The organism is Kribbella sp. NPDC049174, from assembly GCF_043197365.1.
GTDB lineage: Bacteria > Actinomycetota > Actinomycetes > Propionibacteriales > Kribbellaceae > Kribbella.
On record NZ_JBICSZ010000003.1, the window covers coordinates 126,915 to 139,674 of the forward strand.

The 12,760-nt window shown below is 67.8% G+C and carries 18 protein-coding genes and 1 pseudogene; 1 reads left to right on the top strand and 18 read right to left on the bottom strand.

Translation table 11 applies throughout. The features are described 5' to 3' along the window. Window positions 1–2 precede the first annotated feature (2 nt). The 12 genes and pseudogenes from ACGFIF_RS17810 to ACGFIF_RS17865 all read right to left on the bottom strand — a co-directional run bounded on the left by ACGFIF_RS17810 (window position 3) and on the right by ACGFIF_RS17865 (window position 7,182). A complete protein-coding gene (locus ACGFIF_RS17810) occupies window positions 3–776 on the bottom strand; it encodes a hypothetical protein (protein WP_393155655.1) in 774 nt (257 codons plus the stop codon). Next, complete coding sequence (locus ACGFIF_RS17815; protein WP_393155656.1) at window positions 769–1,290, bottom strand: SigE family RNA polymerase sigma factor; 522 nt, start codon at window positions 1,288–1,290, stop codon at window positions 769–771. Before ACGFIF_RS17815 ends, ACGFIF_RS17810 begins: the two co-directional genes overlap by 8 nt. A gap of 16 nt (window positions 1,291–1,306) precedes the next feature. Further along, a complete protein-coding gene (locus ACGFIF_RS17820) occupies window positions 1,307–1,921 on the bottom strand; it encodes a class I SAM-dependent methyltransferase (RefSeq protein WP_393155658.1) in 615 nt (204 codons plus the stop codon). Continuing rightward, window positions 1,914–2,741, bottom strand: a complete 828-nt coding sequence (gene truA, locus ACGFIF_RS17825; protein WP_393155659.1) for a tRNA pseudouridine(38-40) synthase TruA — start codon at window positions 2,739–2,741, stop codon at window positions 1,914–1,916. Before truA ends, ACGFIF_RS17820 begins: the two co-directional genes overlap by 8 nt. A 202-nt stretch (window positions 2,742–2,943) precedes the next feature. Then, window positions 2,944–3,492 (bottom strand): annotated as a pseudogene (rplQ, locus tag ACGFIF_RS17830) (50S ribosomal protein L17); the annotation flags it as partial. A gap of 44 nt (window positions 3,493–3,536) precedes the next feature. Further along, on the bottom strand, window positions 3,537–4,562 hold the full coding sequence (locus ACGFIF_RS17835) for a DNA-directed RNA polymerase subunit alpha (RefSeq protein WP_132147665.1): 1,026 nt from the start codon (window positions 4,560–4,562) through the stop codon (window positions 3,537–3,539). 103 nt (window positions 4,563–4,665) lie between these two features. Next, the gene (rpsD, locus tag ACGFIF_RS17840) at window positions 4,666–5,274 is read right to left on the bottom strand and encodes a 30S ribosomal protein S4 (protein WP_337003750.1); all 609 of its coding nucleotides are present in this window, start codon (window positions 5,272–5,274) and stop codon (window positions 4,666–4,668) included. 23 nt (window positions 5,275–5,297) lie between these two features. Continuing rightward, window positions 5,298–5,705, bottom strand: coding sequence for a 30S ribosomal protein S11 (gene rpsK, locus ACGFIF_RS17845; protein ID WP_012923659.1), 408 nt, complete (start codon window positions 5,703–5,705; stop codon window positions 5,298–5,300). 41 nt (window positions 5,706–5,746) lie between these two features. Beyond that, window positions 5,747–6,118, bottom strand: coding sequence for a 30S ribosomal protein S13 (rpsM, locus tag ACGFIF_RS17850; protein ID WP_012923660.1), 372 nt, complete (start codon window positions 6,116–6,118; stop codon window positions 5,747–5,749). 189 nt (window positions 6,119–6,307) lie between these two features. Continuing rightward, a complete protein-coding gene (gene rpmJ, locus ACGFIF_RS17855) occupies window positions 6,308–6,421 on the bottom strand; it encodes a 50S ribosomal protein L36 (RefSeq protein WP_008361054.1) in 114 nt (37 codons plus the stop codon). 35 nt (window positions 6,422–6,456) lie between these two features. Beyond that, window positions 6,457–6,678: a translation initiation factor IF-1 gene (gene infA / locus ACGFIF_RS17860; RefSeq protein ID WP_012923661.1), complete on the bottom strand. Its 222-nt coding sequence runs from the start codon at window positions 6,676–6,678 to the stop codon at window positions 6,457–6,459. A gap of 174 nt (window positions 6,679–6,852) precedes the next feature. Beyond that, window positions 6,853–7,182 carry a winged helix-turn-helix transcriptional regulator gene (locus ACGFIF_RS17865; RefSeq protein WP_393155662.1) on the bottom strand — a complete coding sequence of 110 codons (330 nt, stop codon included), beginning with the start codon at window positions 7,180–7,182 and terminating at the stop codon, window positions 6,853–6,855. A 76-nt stretch (window positions 7,183–7,258) separates the two neighbouring features. Between ACGFIF_RS17865 and ACGFIF_RS17870 the strand changes: the two genes are divergently transcribed. Then, complete coding sequence (locus tag ACGFIF_RS17870) at window positions 7,259–8,125, top strand: NAD(P)-binding domain-containing protein (protein ID WP_393155663.1); 867 nt, start codon at window positions 7,259–7,261, stop codon at window positions 8,123–8,125. Here the strand turns inward: ACGFIF_RS17870 and ACGFIF_RS17875 are convergent. The 6 genes from ACGFIF_RS17875 to rplO all read right to left on the bottom strand — a co-directional run bounded on the left by ACGFIF_RS17875 (window position 8,109) and on the right by rplO (window position 12,760). Then, on the bottom strand, window positions 8,109–8,921 hold the full coding sequence (locus tag ACGFIF_RS17875; protein ID WP_393155664.1) for a hypothetical protein: 813 nt from the start codon (window positions 8,919–8,921) through the stop codon (window positions 8,109–8,111). The genes ACGFIF_RS17870 and ACGFIF_RS17875 overlap by 17 nt on opposite strands. Further along, on the bottom strand, window positions 8,918–9,370 hold the full coding sequence (locus tag ACGFIF_RS17880; protein ID WP_393155665.1) for a DUF1707 domain-containing protein: 453 nt from the start codon (window positions 9,368–9,370) through the stop codon (window positions 8,918–8,920). The genes ACGFIF_RS17875 and ACGFIF_RS17880 overlap by 4 nt, the downstream gene beginning before the upstream one ends. Before the next feature lie 109 nt (window positions 9,371–9,479). Then, a complete protein-coding gene (gene map, locus ACGFIF_RS17885) occupies window positions 9,480–10,301 on the bottom strand; it encodes a type I methionyl aminopeptidase (protein ID WP_393155667.1) in 822 nt (273 codons plus the stop codon). Window positions 10,302–10,313: 12 nt separating this feature from the next. Next, complete coding sequence (locus tag ACGFIF_RS17890; RefSeq protein WP_393155668.1) at window positions 10,314–10,886, bottom strand: adenylate kinase; 573 nt, start codon at window positions 10,884–10,886, stop codon at window positions 10,314–10,316. After that, window positions 10,886–12,187 carry a preprotein translocase subunit SecY gene (gene secY, locus ACGFIF_RS17895; RefSeq protein ID WP_393155669.1) on the bottom strand — a complete coding sequence of 434 codons (1,302 nt, stop codon included), beginning with the start codon at window positions 12,185–12,187 and terminating at the stop codon, window positions 10,886–10,888. Before secY ends, ACGFIF_RS17890 begins: the two co-directional genes overlap by 1 nt. A 132-nt stretch (window positions 12,188–12,319) precedes the next feature. Further along, window positions 12,320–12,760, bottom strand: a complete 441-nt coding sequence (gene rplO, locus ACGFIF_RS17900) for a 50S ribosomal protein L15 (RefSeq protein WP_132318733.1) — start codon at window positions 12,758–12,760, stop codon at window positions 12,320–12,322.

A 12,760-nucleotide genomic window follows, 5' to 3' on the forward strand; every position in this document is an offset into this window, starting at 1 on the left:
TGTCACCAGTCCTTGAGAGCGTCCAGGTAGGTGCCGCCGGGCGGGCGGACCTGACCGGTCATGAAGAGTTTGAGTGGGGCGGCGTACAGACCGAAGGTGCGTGAGCCTGTGAAGAAGCCGGCCGAGTCGCAGCCGTCGTACTGGACCCAGATCTCCCGTACGCCGGTGGACGTGTCGAACCTCAGCACGATCGCCTCGGACGGCTGCGCGGTCTGCGGTGTGCACTTGAACACGGGCAAGTCCGGATTCCGCTCCGGCAGCACCTTGATCGCGTCGACGACCTGCTGCGCGACGTCGGCGTTGAAGGCCTGCTGACCGAGCAGCATCGTGGCACCCGGCGTGAGCCGGTAGCGGCACGCCTGCAGCCCGAACACCGGCTTCTCGACGTCCAGCCCGGTCCCGCTCTGTACGGCGTTGTTCCCCGCTCCCAGGATCGGGTGGTCGGCTGGGCACGCCGCATCCCCCGCCGGCGGCACCAGCGCCGGCGTGCGGGATCCGGACTCCGAGCCCGACCCGGCCGCACTCTCGCTGCTGCTGTCCTGGGCGCTCGATGCGATCGGCGACGGCTCTCCGATCGCGTTCCAGACACCTCCGATCGACGCTGCCACCACTACGGCCGCCGCGGCCATCACCATCCCCTGCCGGCGCTTGCGGACCCGCCGACGTGCCTCTGCGGCCAGCACACTGCCCCGCGGACCAGTGGCCGCGTCGGCCTGCTGCTGGAACGCGTCGGCGATCTTGGGGCCGAGCTCCTGCTCAGACTCGTGCTCAGGCATCCTCGGCTCCTTCCTTGCTCAGCGTGGTCTTCAGTGCTGCCAGTGCTCGGTGTACGTGCGACCGGGCAGTCGCCTCCGCGCAGTGCAGCAGTGCACCGATCTCGGCGTACGAGAGCTCCTCGTAGAAGCGCAGTACGACGGCTGCCCGCTGCTTGTCCGGCAGCGTCGAGCACAGCGCCCAGACGGCATCGGACTCAGCTCTGTCCGCGGCACCGTCCGGAGCCGGTGGCCCGGTCCGGACCGGGTCGGCGGCCGGTGCCTCCCGGCGACGGAAGCGACGCCACCAGGAGATGTGTGCGTTCACCACCATGCGTTTCACGTAGGCCTCGGGGTCGTCGGCGCGGCTCACCCGGCTCCAGCGGGCACAGGCGGTCGTCAGGGCGTCCTGCACCGCGTCCTCGGCCAGGGCTTTGTCCCCGGTCAGGACGTAGGCGAAGCGCAGCAGCGCGTCCGCCTTCTCGGTGACCCAGATCTCGAAGTCGATCGAGTCCGTCCGTGCCTCTGCTGCCGCCAAGGCTGCCTCCATACCCTCAGGACGGCGATGGACCCGCGTTCGTTGCACGCAGTACCCGGAACCCCTTCGCGCTGCCGACCCGCGCGCAGGGGTAGCCCTGCTCGGTCAGCCAGCGTTGCAGCGAGTCGCCGCCCAGGTTCTTGCCGACGACGAACCATGCCACGCCGCCGGGGGCAAGACGGGCCAGCCAGCGCAGCAGCATCTTGTGCAGCTCGGGCTTGCCGATGTGAATCGCCGGGTTCGACCAGATCTGGTCGAAGACCACGTCCGGCGGCACGTCGTCCGGCAGCGCCGGGTGCACCCGCTCCGCGACCCCGGCGGCCTTGGCGTTCTCCGCGGTCAGCTCCAGCGCCCGCGTGTTCACGTCGACCGCCCACACCTCGGCCTCCGGCGCCTCCACGGCCAGTGCACACGCGATCGGGCCGTAGCCGGTTCCCAGGTCCAGGAACGTGCCCGGTTTGGCCGGCGGATCCACCTCGCGCAGCAAGACCGCCGTACCGATGTCGAGGCGGTCCCGGGAGAACACTCCGGTCGCGGTGGTGAACGTGTACTCGCGTCCCCAGATCCGGGCTTCGACAGTACGGCGTACGTCGGCCGAGCCGGGCTCCGCCGAGAAGTAGTGGTCAGCCACGCTGGTGCACCTCTCCCCTGACCTGCCGGGCTTGCAGCGCCCGTGCGGCCAGCTCGTCGTCGGCCGGGTAGCGCACTTCCTCCAGTGTGAGGCCGTGGGCGGGCAGGACAGACACAGCCGAGTCCCGCACTTTCCCAGCCAGTACGGCGGCCGGCCAGCTCACGTCACGTCGCCCGTCCCCCACCGGGATCAGTGCACCCACCAGAGCCCGGACCATCGAGTGACAGAAGGCATCGGCGATCACTGTGCCCTCCAGCTGTCCCACACCCGTCCGCTGCCAGGAGTACTCCAGCAGGGCCCGCACCGTGCTGGCCCCCTCTCGCTTCTTGCAGAAGGCCGCGAAGTCGTGTTCGCCGAGCAGTCCGGCTGCGGCGGCGTTCATCCGGTCCACGTCCAGTGGGCGGCCCACTCGCAGTACGTGACCCCGTGTGAGCGGGTCCCAGCCTGCCGGGTCGTCACACAGGCGATACACGTAGCGACGGGCCAGAGCGGAGAAACGGGCGTCAAAGCCCTCTGGAGCCGCTCTGACGGCTGTGACAGCCACATCCTCGGGTAGGACGCCGTTCAGGCTTCTGAGCAGCCTCAGCGGCTCTACAGCGCCTTCGACGTCCACATGGGTGACCTGACCACGAGCATGGACGCCGGTGTCCGTCCGGCCGGCGCAGGTGACCGTCACAGGCTCAGGCAGCCGCAATACGACGCGGAGGGTCTCCTCCAGCACGCCTTGCACGGTCCGGAGACCTTCCTGACGGGCCCAGCCGTGGAAGGCCGTTCCGTCGTACCTCAGGTCGATCCGCCAGCGCGCAGTACCGTCAAACACAGTGCAATCTAACGCAACAGCGCCCCCTCACCGTGAAGTGAGGGGGCGCTGTCGTACGGCTCAGGTGTTACTTGTCGTCGTCCTCGGTCTCGCCGGCCTTGGTGAAGCCGGCAGCCTCGGCGTCCGCCTCGCTCTTGAACCAGACCTCGGCCTCGGTCTGGTCGTACCACGGCGACTCGGTCGTGTGGTACTTCATCGAGTTCTCGTTGCCCTTGATGTCGAAGCCGGCCGGCGCGGAGCCGTCGGCGTTCGGGGCGGCCGAGCCGTCGTACTTGCCCGCGACAACGTCCTGGACCTTCTCGTCCTGAACGTCCTCGACCTCGGGCTCGACGTCGGCCGCCGCCTTCTTGGCCGGGGCCTTCTTCGCGGTCTTCTTCGCCTTCGGCGAGTCGGCCAGCGCCTCGACCAGCTCGATCTTCACCATCGGCGCGTTGTCACCCTTGCGCGGGCCGAGCTTGGTGATCCGGGTGTAGCCGCCCGGACGGTCGGCGTACCGCTCGCCGATCTCGGTGAAGAGCACGTGCACGACGCTCTTGTCCTTGATCCGCTTCATCACCTGGCGGCGCGAGTTCAGGTCACCACGCTTCGCCTTGGTGATCATCGACTCGGCCAGCGGCTGCAGGCGCTTGGCCTTGGCCGCGGTGGTGGTGATGGCGCCGTGCTCGAACAGCGACGTCGCGAGGTTGCTGAGGATCAGCTTCTCGTGCGCCGGGCTGCCGCCCAGCCGGGAACCCTTGGTGGGGGTAGGCATCTCTTGACTCCAGGAATCTCAGGCCGCTCGGGACCCGGGGGTGGTTAGTACTGCTCGGTCTCGGCGAAGCTCTCGTCCTCGTCGTCCGCCTCGGTGCCGTACGCCTCGGCGGCCGCACGCAGGTCGAAGCCAGGAGGCGAGTCCTTCAGCGACAGGCCCATCTCGGCCAGCTTCAGCTTGACCTCGTCGATCGACTTGGAGCCGAAGTTGCGGATGTCCAGCAGGTCCTGCTCGCTGCGCGAGATCAGCTCACCCACGGTGTGGATGCCCTCACGCTTGAGGCAGTTGTAGGAGCGGACGGTCAGCTGCAGGTCCTCGACCGGCAGGGCCAGGTCGGCCGCCATCTGCTCGTCCACCGGCGACGGGCCGATGTCGATGCCCTCGGCCTCGACGTTCAGCTCGCGGGCCAGGCCGAACAGCTCGACCAGCGTCTTACCGGCCGACGCGACGGCGTCGCGGGGCAGCATCGACGGCTTGGTCTCGACGTCGACCACGAGGCGGTCGAAGTCGGTGCGCTGCTCGACACGGGTCGCCTCGACCTTGTAGGTGACCTTGAGCACCGGCGAGTAGATCGAGTCGACCGGCATCCGGCCGATCTCGGCGTCGGCGGACTTGTTCTGGATCGCCGAGACGTAGCCCCGGCCCCGCTCGACGACCAGCTCCATCTCGAGCCGGCCCTTCTCGTTCAGGGTGGCGATCTTCAGGTCCGGGTTGTGCACCTCGACACCGGCCGGCGGCGCGATGTCCGCGGCGGTGACGTCACCGGGGCCCTGCTTGCGCAGGTACATGGTGACCGGCTCGTCGTGCTCGGAGGAGACGACCAGGTCCTTCAGGTTGAGGATCAGCTGGGTGGCGTCCTCCTTCACCCCGGCCACGGTGGAGAACTCGTGGAGGACGCCGTCGACCTTGATGCTGGTCACGGCGGCACCCGGGATGGAGGACAGCAGGGTCCGGCGGATCGAGTTGCCGAGGGTGTAGCCGAAGCCCGGCTCGAGCGGCTCGATCACGAACCGCGAACGGTGCTCGTCGACAACCTCTTCGGTCAGGGTGGGGCGCTGGGCAATAAGCACTTCGTGTTCCTTGTCTGTCGCGACGACCACTATTTGAGGTCGCGAAGGGTGAAGAAACAGACCCGTCCGGCCGGCGGCCCGGAGGCCGCCGGCCGGAGGCGGATCAGTTCTTCGAGTAGAGCTCGACGATCAGGTGCTCGGCGACCTGGGTGTCGATCTGCTGCCGGGTCGGCAGCTGGTGGACGAGGATGCGCAGCCGTTCGGGCATGACCTCGAGCCAGGCCGGGACGACGCGCTCGCTGTGCGTCTCCCGGGCGATGATGAACGGGGTCGTCTCGACCGACTTCGCCTTGACATCGATGATGTCGTGGGCAGCCACCCGGTACGACGGGATGTTCACCTTGATGCCGTTCACGGTGAAGTGACCGTGTACGACGAGCTGACGGGCCTGCCGCCGGGTCCGGGCCAGGCCGGCGCGGTAAACCACGTTGTCCAGCCGGGACTCCAGGATGATCAGCAGGTTGTCACCGGTCTTGCCGGAGCGCCGCGAGGCCTCCTCGTAGTACCGGCGGAACTGCTTCTCCAGGACGCCGTACGAGAAACGGGCCTTCTGCTTCTCGCGCAGCTGGAGCAGGTACTCGCTCTCCTTGGGACGGCCGCGGCCGTGCATACCCGGCGGGTACGGACGACGCTCGAACGCCTTGTCGCCACCGACGAGGTCGACCCCGAGACGGCGCGACTTCTTGGTCATAGGTCCGGTGTAACGGGCCATAGTTCAGTGCTCCTCTCGGAAGATCAGACCCGGCGCCGCTTGGGCGGGCGGCAGCCGTTGTGGGCGGTCGGGGTGACGTCCTGGATGGTGCCGACCTCGAGGCCGACGGCACCCAGCGAACGGATCGCGGTCTCACGGCCGGAGCCGGGACCCTTCACGAACACGTCGATCTTGCGCATGCCGTGCTCCATCGCCCGGCGCCCGGCGGCCTCGGCGGCCATCTGCGCGGCGAACGGAGTGGACTTGCGCGAACCCTTGAAGCCGACGGTTCCCGCGGAAGCCCACGAGATGACCGCGCCGGTTGGGTCGGTGATCGTCACGATCGTGTTGTTGAACGTGCTCTTGATGTGCGCGTGGCCGGCGGCCACGTTCTTCTTCTCCTTGCGGCGCACCTTCTTCGCGCCGGCCGCGGTGCGGCTCTTGGGAGGCATAGGTCAGTTGCTCCTGGGGTGGTCGACGGTCATCCGGGTCATCACTTCTTCTTCTTGCCGGCGATCGCCTTGCGACGACCCTTGCGGCTGCGGGCGTTGGTCCGCGTGCGCTGACCACGCACCGGCAGGCCGCTACGGTGCCGGCGACCCTGGTACGACCCGATCTCGATCTTGCGGCGGATGTCCGCGGTCACCTCGCGACGGAGGTCACCTTCGATCTTGTAGTTACCTTCGATCCAGTCCCGGAGCTTCACCAGCTCCTCGTCGCCCAGCTCGTGGACGCGCTTGTCACCGGAGATCCCGGTGGCTTCGAGCGTCTTCAGGGCGCGAGTACGACCTACACCGAAGATGTAGGTGAGAGCGACCTCGATGCGCTTGTCGCGCGGCAGGTCGACCCCTACGAGGCGTGCCATGTGGCGGTGTTCCTTTCGTCGGCAGAGGTGTGGTGGCGCGCCGCGTCCTTGCCCGCCTCGGTGAGTTGTTGTTCACCGGCAAGGCCCCGGCCTCTGTTCCGGGGGCAGCATCCAGCTGTACAGCTTTCGTGCTGGATGAGCGTGCGCGCTGTGGTGCGAAAGTGCGGGTGTGCTGCTCGAGTGCGGGTTTTAGCCCTGCCGCTGCTTGTGCCGCGGGTTCTCACAGATCACCATGACCCGGCCGTGACGGCGGATCACCTTGCACTTGTCGCAGATCTTCTTGACGCTCGGATTGACCTTCATCGAGCTTCTTTCTTCGACAGGTGTTGGTGGTGGTCTTACTTGTACCGGTAGACGATGCGACCCCGGGTGAGGTCGTACGGCGACAGCTCCACGACGACCCGGTCCTCGGGGAGGATCCGGATGTAGTGCTGCCTCATCTTGCCGCTGATGTGCGCGAGCACCTTGTGCCCGTTGGACAGCTCAACACGGAACATCGCGTTCGGCAGGGCCTCGACGATGGTGCCCTCGAGTTCGATGACTCCCTCTTTTTTGGGCATGTCCTCGCACTTCTGTAGACGACGTACTGAATGATGGATTACCGCTGGCTCCAGCCCGGCTCAGGCGCCCTCCCGACGTACGTCAGGCAGCCGCGGGCAGCACGAGACAGAGGCTACAAAGAGCCAAGGAAAGAGTGTACGCCACCCACCCAGGCGAAACCCAATCGAGACCGCTCAGCCGGCCCGTGAGGCCTCCAGGACGTCAATATGCTCGGCTCCCCAGGCATCCAGCGGCGCCAATGCCTCGTTGAGTGACTGACCGAGCGCGGTCAGTGAGTACTCGACCTTCGGCGGCACCTGGTGGAAGACCTCCCGGTGCACGATGTCCCGGCTCTCCAGCTCGCGCAACTGCTGGATCAACATCTTCTCCGTCACGCCGGCGACCTCCCGGCGCAGCTCGCCGAACCGCATCGGTCCGTGGTGCAGCGCCCACAGGATCCGCGGCTTCCACTTCCCGCCGATCACGTCGGCCGCGGCGTCCAGGCCACAGGTGTACGGAAGCATCACTTACCTTTCGGTCAGTACCTGACAAATTAGTGGGTACTTGTCCATCCTAAAGCCTCAGACCAGGCTGGACGGCATGAAGACTCCTGTCACCGTCCTCGGTCTCGGCGCGATGGGTACCGCCCTCGCCCGGGCCTTTCTGGCCGCCGGTCACCAGACGACCGTCTGGAACCGCACCCCCGGCCGCTCCCCCGAACTCGACACCCTCGGCGCCAGCCGCGCCGCCACCGCGGCCGAGGCGGTCGCCGCCAGTCCGCTCGTGGTGGTCTGCCTGCTCGTCGACGCGACCGTCCGCAGCACCCTCGACGGCCTCGACCTGACCGGCAAGACCGTCGCCAACCTCACCAACGGCACCCCGGCACAGGCCCGGGACACCGCCGACTGGGCCGCCGCGGCCGGAGCGGCGTACCTGGACGGCGGAATCATGGCCGTGCCCGCGATGATCGGCGGACCCGCCGCCTTCATCTTCTACAGCGGCTCCCCGGACGCGTTCGCGCGGCACCGGGCCGACCTCGCCGCGATGGCCCGGCCCGAGTACGTCGGCAGCGACCCGGGGCTGGCCGCATTGCACGACATCGCCCTGCTCAGCGCGATGTACGGCATGTTCGGGGGCGCCCAGCACGCACTGGCCCTGGCCGGCAGCGAGAAGGTCTCCGCGATGCGGTTCACCGAGGACTTCCTGCTGCCCTGGCTGACGGCGATGCTCGGCAGCCTGCCGGGGATCGCCAAGGATCTCGACGAGGGTCCCGAGCCGGGTGCGGCGGGTTCGAACCTCGCGATGCAGGCGGCTGCCTACGACAACCTGATCGACACCTCGATCGGCCAGGGCGTCGATCCCGCACTGCTCGTCCCGATGGGCGAACTGCTGCGCAAGGCAGTGGCGGCCGGGCACGACGACGAGGACCTGGCCGCTCTCGTCCCGCTGCTCAGGGCTGGTGGGTAGCGGCCCACTGTTCGCCTTCGCGCCAGATCTGCTGGGGCATCAGGTCGAGCAGATCGCACGCGGCGTCCAGCTGCGCGAGGGCGGTGGCGGAGTCGCGGTACGCCGGCAGGATCGCGACGAAGTGCCGTCCCTCGCAGCTGAACCCGAACGGCGGCACCGCGGCGAGCGCCTCGACCGCGCGCGCATGCAGCACCGCCTCGGCGTGATCCTCCCGGCCGTTGAACAGGCAGTACCGCCCGGGCAGGCCGTCGAACGTCATCTTGATCGGCAGCAGACTCGCGGCTGCCACCGGAGCCAAAGCGGCCGGCAGCACCTGCAGGGGCGGTAGCGGCCGATCGACCTGCAGCTCGAGGAAGTCGAAGCCCAGGTCGCGCCGTCCGACCTTGTGCCGGAACCGCCCGGTCGAGAACTCCCGGCCCCGATGCCGGCCCGAGGTCACGTCGTAGACCTCGGCCTCCGGGTCCAGCGAGAACGGCGGGAACGGCCAGCGCTGCGGCAACTCCGGCTGGTCCGCGCTGATCCGCCAGCCCAACTGCTCGACGACACCGCCCCAGGCCTTGCGCCGTCGGCTGTCAGCGACCCGCAGAGCGACCGTGAACCCCACCAGCACCAGGAACCAGACCAGCACCATCCAGCCGACCCAGCGCGGCTCCAGCAGCAGTCCGGCGATCCCCAGCGGTACGGCGACCGCGAACCAGATCACGTAGACGAGGGCCGACCCCTGGCGCAGCTGCCAGTCCCAGTCCGGCCGCAACCGCGGGCCGGTGAGGCGCCGGGAGACCTGCGCCGCTGTCAACGGCGCTTTCCGAGGTTGCTCAGGGCGAACAGGGTCCAGGGGATCAGCAACCAGACCGGCCAGAAGTGCGGCCAGTTCCCACCGTTCGCAACCCCGATGACGAACCAGATCACCACGTTGATCAGGACGACGCCGGTGAAGCCGCCGCCGAGTGCCGCCAGCCCATGACGCTGCGGCTCTGCCTCTCGCTTCCGCTCCGGGAACTCGCCCGGCGCCGGAGCCGGCTTGCTGTCCTGCACCATCGCCGGAGTCTGGTACGTCCGCGCCGGTGGCAGGTCACGCACCAGCGGTTCCAGCTCGCCGTACGTCTGCACCGAGTAGAGCTGGTCGAGGCGGGAGGCGAACTCGGGCTGGTCCAGCCGGCCGTCCGCGAACGCGTCCCGCAACCGGCCGGCGATCTTGTCGCGGTCGGCTTCGGTGAAACGTTGGTGCGGCTGGTACTGAGGCATGGCTCAAGTGTGCCTCAGCGGTGGGCCCTTGGCGTCCCCCGACGGGTGGACCCCGGTTGTCCATCGGTACGGCGAGTCAGCGGACTCCGGCGTACCGTAACGGCGTCAGTCAGTCGGCCAGTGCGCCGTACTGGATACCGAGCTCGGCCAGCTTGGCCTCGCCGCCGTCCAGCGCGGTCAGCACCCACGGACCCTGCGGGGTCAGGGTGAACGTGTGCTCGGTGTGCGCGGCGACCTTGCCGTCGTTGGTCACGACGGTCCAGTCGTCCTCGAGCGTGTGGTTGTCCTGCTTGCCGAGAGTGAGCATCGGCTCGACCGCCAGCGCCAGCCCCTCGACCAGCTTCGGGCCGCGGCCGGGCCGGCCGAAGTTCGGCACGTTCGGCGGCTGGTGCATCGCCGACCCGATCCCGTGCCCGACGAAGTCCTCGACGATCCCGTACGACGAGTTGGCCCGGACGTGGGCCTCGACCGCCGCCGAGATGTCGGTCAGCCGGCCACCGAGCTTCGCCGCGGCGAACCCGCGCCACATCGACTCCTCGCAGATCCGGGCCAGCTCGAGCAGCTCCGGCTCCACCTCGCCGACCGCGACGGTGATCGCGGCGTCGCCGTGCCAGCCGTCCACGATCGCACCGCAGTCGATCGAGATCAGGTCGCCGTCGGCCAGCACCCGGTCACCGGGGATGCCGTGCACGATCTCGTCGTTCACGGACGCACAGATCGAGCCGCTGAAGCCGTGGTAGCCCTTGAACGACGGGGTCGCACCGGAGGAACGGATGTTGTCCTCGGCGATCGCGTCCAGCTCACCGGTGGTCATCCCGGCCCGGACCTCGCCCCGCAGCAGTTCCAGCGTGCGGCCGACCACCAGGCCGGCCGCACGCATGGCGAGGATCTGTTCGCGGGTCTTGATCTCGATCCCGCGGTCTCTGAACATCACAGCTCGTACTTACCCCGTGATCGTCTTCAGGGCGGCGAGCACCCGCTCGCTCACCTCGTCGATCTCGCCGACGCCGTCCACCTCGACCAGCAGGCCACGCTGGGCGTACACCCGCAGCAGCGGCTTGGTCTCGGCGGTGTAGACGTCCTGCCGGTGCCGGACGACGTCCTCGGAGTCGTCCGCCCGGCCCTCGACGTGGGCCCGGCGCAGCATCCGGTCGACCAGGACGTCGGTGTCGGCGACCAGCGCCACCACCGCGTCCAGCTTGTGGCCGTGCTCGGCCAGGATGTCGTCCAGCGTGCCGACCTGGGCCAGCGTCCGCGGGTAGCCGTCCAGCAGGAAGCCGTCACCGGCGTCCGCCTCGGACAGCCGGTCCCGCACCATCGCGTTGGTGACCTCGTCCGGAACGTAGTCGCCGGCGTCCATGTAGCGCTTCGCCTCGAGCCCGAGCGGCGTCTCGTCCTTGACGTTCGCACGGAAGATGTCGCCGGTGGACACGGCCGGGATATTCAGGCGTTCCGCAAGCACCTTTGCCTGCGTGCCTTTGCCCGCCCCGGGCGGACCCATCAGCAACATTCTCATCAGCGCAAGAACCCTTCGTAGTTACGCTGCTGCAACTGAGACTCGATCTGCTTCACGGTGTCCAGACCGACGCCGACCATGATCAGGATCGACGTACCGCCGAACGGGAAGTTCTGGTTCGCGTTCAGGAGCACCAGCGCGATCAGCGGGATCATCGAGATCACCGCCAGGTAGAGCGCGCCGGGCAGCGTGATGCGGGACAGCACGTAGCCCAGGTACTCCTCGGTCGGCCTTCCTGCCCGGATGCCCGGGATGAAGCCGCCGTACTTCTTCATGTTGTCCGCGACTTCCTTCGGGTTGAAGGTGATCGAGACGTAGAAGTACGTGAAGAAGATGATCAGGGCGACGTACGAGATCATGTAGATCGGGTGGTCGCCTTTGACCAGATTGCCCTGGATCCACTGCGCCCAGGGCTTTTCCTGCTGGAACTGACTGACCAGCACCGGCAGGTAGATCAGGCTGGAGGCGAAGATGACCGGGATGACACCGGCCTGGTTCACCTTCAGCGGGATGTAGGTCGAGGTGCCGCCGAACATCTTGCGGCCGACCATGCGCTTGGCGTACTGCACCGGGATCCGGCGCTGCGCCTGCTCGATGAAGATGACCGCGGCCATGATCACGAGACCGATCGCCAGCACCACCACGAAGGTGGGCAGGCCCTTCTCCTTGCGGATGCTCCACAGCTGGGAGGGGAAGGTCGCGACGATCTGGGTGAAGATCAGGATCGACATACCGTTACCGACGCCACGGTCGGTGATCAGCTCGCCGAGCCACATCACCACACCGGTGCCGGCCGTCATGGTCAGCACCATCACGACCACCGGGAACCAGCTGTCGTTGTGCAGCAGCGGCTCCTGGCAGCCCTGGAACAGCCGGCCCGGGGTCCGCGCCAGCGCGACGAACGCGGTGGCCTGCAGGACCGCCAGCCCGACGGTCAGGAACCGGGTGTACTGGGTGATCTTGGCCTGTCCTGCCTGGCCTTCCTTCTTCAGCGACTCCAGCCGCGGGATCACCACGGTGAGCAGCTGCAGAATGATGCTGGCGGTGATGTAGGGCATGATGCCGAGCGCGAAGATCGCGAGCTGCAGCAGCGCACCGCCGGAGAACAGGTTGATCAGGTTGTAGAGGTTCGCGTTGGCGCCGCCCTGTGCGAGCTTGAGACAGGTGTCCAGCGACTTGACGTTGACACCTGGCGCCGGAACGACCGAACCGATCCGGAAGATCACGACGATGAAGAGCACGAACAAGATCTTCCGGCGCAGGTCCGGAGTCTTGAACGCGTTGGCAAAGGCGCCTAACACCCTGTCCTCCCACATGTTTCCTCTGCCCGGTCCGGGCAGGGGCCTAGCAAAGCAGCTTGGCAAGAGACGAACCAGGGCTCGTCCGAACTCCAGCGCACGATATCAAGCGCCGGCTCGCACGAGCCCTGGACATCACACCTCGGTGGTGGTCCCCCCGGCCGCCTGGATCTTCTCCTGGGCGGACTTGGAGAACTTGTGCACCGAAACCTGCAGTGCCACGGTCAGCTCGCCGTCACCCAGCACCTTCACCGGCTGACCGCTGCGAACCGCGCCCTTGGCGACCAGGTCGGCCACGCCGACCTCACCGCCTTCGGGGAACAGTTGTCCGAGCTTGTCCAGGTTAACGACCTGGAACTCCACCCGGTTCCTGCTCTTGAAGCCCTTCAGCTTCGGCAGCCGCATGTGCAGCGGCATCTGGCCACCCTCGAAGTACTCGGGGATGTTGTTACGCGCCTTGCTGCCCTTGGTACCGCGGCCGGCCGTCTTGCCCTTGCTGCCCTCACCACGACCCACGCGGGTCTTGGCGGTCTTGGCACCGGGCGCCGGACGCAGGTGGTGAACCTTCAGCGCCAT